The following is a 4158-nucleotide window of genomic DNA, read 5'->3' as shown; positions in this document are numbered from 1 at the left end:
AAAAAATAATTTAATTCATTAATTAGTCCTAAGGGACAAATTACATCTCTTAAGAAACTACCCAAATGCAGACTACTGCATGGATTTCTTTGTTTCTTCCTATTTCAGTCTTAAAAGACCATTCCCCCTCATCTAAACTAACTCTTAGGGTATAATCCGTAATTTTTAAAAACCCTCCACTTATCCCAAAGATAGCACAACATCTAATATTAAAATTGTAAAAATGCGAACTAATTGAGATTTCTAAAGATAAACTCCCCCACATCGAAGCGAGAAGGCGAGATTTTGGCAAATGGTTTAAAGGTCTTAATAAAATGTGACTGATCATAAAAGCCCAATTCCAGAGCCAGCTTTGTTAAATTTTCTGTGTTTTCCCTAAAGACAAAACAAACCAAATAATGGGCTGCAGGTCTGATTTTGATTATGGTAAAAAATTCTGTTAGAGAAAACCCAAATGACTTTTAAATCTCTTTTCAATATACCTTGTGGAATAGGCTAACTCATCACCTAGTGCGGGGATAGTGTAATTCGGATTTTGCTGAATAAGAATTTGACAACTATTTTTAATTAGATCGGTCCTGAAATTCTTTTTCAAAAAACAGCTAAACGTTTATTCAAGAAGTCCATTATTTTAGTTTCATCTTCGGAAGTAAAGTAACAGGCTTCTTGAAAAAACTGTCTATTAATCAGTTCTATAGGAATGTAAGTATTTCTTATCAAGCTGAAGTCCCAAGCGTATTGTTTTAAAAAAGTAATTTAAGATCCTATTCAACCTTTCTTGCATTATTGAATCTTACATTAATAAATTGATGGTTTGTCTACTAAATGCACAAATTACCCCAAAGCAATTTCTCCTTCTCGTTGAAATCAATCTTCTATCTCATAATAATTCAGCAAATCTTCTAACTTGGATGAGGAATCTACTAATCCACCCTTGCGGTTTCTAATGGTCCACAGATTTTTATGGTTTTCAATTAAAGGTTGCAGTTCATTAAAAAGCTTTTGCTTTTTATCCGCAGAAATATTTTCAGTCGCATTATCTTTTGCTTCCAGCCTGGCCAAACCCAAATTAATACCATGAATAGCCAATGAGGCTGCTTGCTTTATTTCATCCTTTATTATGACTGAATCAGCAGTGGCGGGCTTTGCTTTTTCAAAAAGATCCAGGGCTTCTTCTATTTCCTTTTTAGCACTTAACAAACCAGCATTAGATAATTCCTTGGTTTGATACTGCCCTTTCATCGTCCATTTATATCTTCTCAGCATTAAATGAAACGCATTGGCATTACCGTTGGGAATATTAGTTTTTAAGTAGGCATTTCCTAGTTTAAGGATTGCCTTTCCTGTGTTTCCTGTTTTATCTTTAAACACATAATGGTTAAGCTGAAACTCTAAATTTTCCAGGGTTTTTTCATCATAATTCCAGGCATAACTTGCTCCAATTAACATGGTGGGATAAACCACAGATAGGGGTTGCCAATGCCCATAGTCACCCCAATTTGTATTTAAATAGCCTTTGGCCTTGTTCTTTCTTCCTTCAATGGCTGCATTTTTCAGATTAATAAAGGCATTTTGGTTTCTACCAATTAACGAACGCCATGTGGAAGTTCCTGGACAAACATAGAATTCAAGCCCAGCTTCCTTAAATTTTGGAAGGTTTTTATCAAATGGATATACATCATCGTATCCCCAAACCAAAGCCGTCATATTTTTTGGAATTTCCTTTATTAGTTCGGGATGATTTAAAATGATATCTCCCCAAAACTGAGCTAACTTTCCCTGCTTATTTACCTCTGCATTTAGTTTCGAAAGATAGTTCAGGTAAACTGTCCCTTTACCGATTCTCTCACATTCAGCCTGGGACTTTCCAGTACATAATTCTATGGTTTCATCTCCCCCAATGTTGAAATAAGGGCTTGAAAAGTTGGGAAGTAACTCAGCATAAAGTTCCTTCATCAACTCAAAAGATTGGGGATTAGTGGGATCCAGACTCGTTCTTTTTCGTTTTCCCCATTTGGTATCACAATCGGTTGGGCATTCTGCTAAAGACAAATATTCCTCATGTTTTAACCAATTTTCCATATGGCCAAATGAATTTTGATTGGGGACTAAATCAATGTAACTCTCTTTACAATATTTATCCAATAGTTGAATTTCTTTTGCCGTTAAAGGACTTGAATTCTCCCAAACTTTCCGGTGATTCTTATAGGCAAAGGTGTGCTCCGTATAAAGTTGAAGTTCATTGATTTTCCATTTTGCCAACAAGTCAATCAATTGATATAAACTTTCCATGGTGGGCACTTTATCCCTACTCACATCCAACATATACCCACGTCGTTCAAAGTTAGGCCAATCTGAAATTTCCAAACAAGGAAGTGGCTTTTCCTCTTCTATTGAATATTGAAGCAATTGAATCAAAGTTTGCTTTCCGTAGAAAAGGGCAGCCCAATTTTGGCCAATTAATTCTATTTTGTTGGGGTTTATTTTTAATGCATAGGCCTGGGATTCTAAACCCATTGAATCTATTTTAATATCAAAGTCAATGCTCTTATAATTCAGAAAATAAATCAGTTCTATGTTCCCCACAATATTTTCCTTCTCCATAGATTGAAAAAAGCCCAACAATTGGGCTGAAATATATGGTTCGATTGCCTGACAATCCTCTTTCTCTACTAACTGCTGAGGTGGATTTATAAGGTACTTTCCAAAGTCTGAGGCAAAGGTTCTGTTCGAAATTAGGAAGACAATTATCAGGATTATAAATCTAAACATAGGTTTTTCAAAATCTGTTTTTGGAATATTGGGATAAAAAAATAGTTTACCCTCCTCCTTGTTTATGCTAAAAATGGGTTAATAGGTCTTATATTCTGTCAGGATAAACTTCCACTGTTATTTTGAAGAAATCTCCAGAGATCTACAATAATAATTTCAAAAAACTTATTAAACTTCAATGATTATTTTAAAAAGTAAATAATCACCTATATGTTCTTTCATAGATACAAAATAGGATTGCCTAATAAACATTTAAAAATAGTTTATCCTTTACAACTAGCGGTTGCTAATTTTCTTTTACAAGCATCAAAACTTTTTGTTCATAGTTACTATTACACCAAGTATGTTTTTCAAGTACTTTTTGTGGGACTACCAAATCATCTCTTTTCAATTCACTGAATCCAAATTTCAAATAAAAATCCTTGAGATGGTGAAAAGGCAAACACCAAATATTTCTTTGATTAAACTCATTTTCCTCACAAAGATGCCCCACAATCTCTTCAGCAATTCCCAGGCCACGATAATCCTGAAATACAAAAATCCCTCCTAATTCCAAATTTTTTTCATCGATTACTACCATTCGTCCCAGTCCACATCTTTGATTTTTAATTTCCGCAACTACAATGAGTTCATTTTCATAGTCGGAAGATATAAAACCCACTTCTTCATATTTTGAGTTTATCCAGTTAATCTCTGACCGAAGAGCTTTCCGTGTAATGATTGGTCCCATTTATTATCAATTAAAATTCTCAAATTATTCTACAAAATAAAAAAGAATCATGAATCAACCTATTGCAAAAAGCAAAGAAAGGCTATCAAAAAATAGCCTTTCTTTCTATATGTCCATCTTTCGCTTTATCAATCTATAAGGTTTCCGGACAAACCCTTAACCAGAAACAGCTCCACACCCTTATTTAAACAAAACCGATGAATGTTTAAAACTAATAATCATTTCATCAAATTGCCTCATATAATCCTGTCCAAGGTTTTCATTCATGTTTTTACCAAAACCGTTTTCCTCAATATTTATTTTTTGGAATTACTTAGTATAAATTCAAAGAAACGCAATCAATCAGAGCTTAAATACTCATTTCCTTAGTCAATATTGATTTTACAAATTAAAAAAACACTCCTGAATTCTAATAAAAATTGGCTGGCCTGCAAAAGGGAAAAACAATCAACGGTAGCCACCTTTCTAGATAAAAAATTAACAGCAAAAGCCTATTAGTGATCAATCACAAAAACATAGTACAGGAATAAAGCTTTTGCCTTACTTCTCCATAGGTTATAAAAGGAGGCTTAGATACTAAAATGATCTTTCATTATTACTATTACTCCTCTCTCCTTTTCCAATTCCATTTTTACTTTCTTTCCTTAATTTTTTCC

At 33.6% G+C, this 4158-nt stretch carries 2 protein-coding genes; both read right to left on the bottom strand.

The genetic code is table 11. From position 1 onward, the window contains the following. Positions 1-867: 867 nt before the first annotated feature. Complete coding sequence (locus E1171_RS09405) at positions 868-2772, bottom strand: beta-N-acetylhexosaminidase (protein WP_155205751.1); 1905 nt, start codon at positions 2770-2772, stop codon at positions 868-870. 286 nt (positions 2773-3058) lie between these two features. Then, positions 3059-3502, bottom strand: coding sequence for a GNAT family N-acetyltransferase (locus E1171_RS09400; RefSeq protein ID WP_155205750.1), 444 nt, complete (start codon positions 3500-3502; stop codon positions 3059-3061). Positions 3503-4158: the final 656 nt, after the last annotated feature.

The organism is Xanthovirga aplysinae (assembly GCF_009711365.1).
Taxonomy (GTDB): domain Bacteria; phylum Bacteroidota; class Bacteroidia; order Cytophagales; family Cyclobacteriaceae; genus Xanthovirga; species Xanthovirga aplysinae.
The sequence above is the reverse complement of the archived record's forward strand: the minus strand, read 5'-3'. Positions and strand labels throughout refer to the sequence as shown.

Bases quoted from the DNA above. Each gene is read 5' to 3' on its own strand.
- E1171_RS09405 (WP_155205751.1), bottom strand. From the start codon at position 2,772: ATGTTTAGATTTATAATCCTGATAATTGTCTTCCTAATTTCGAACAGA.
- E1171_RS09400 (WP_155205750.1), bottom strand. From the start codon at position 3,502: ATGGGACCAATCATTACACGGAAAGCTCTTCGGTCAGAGATTAACTGG.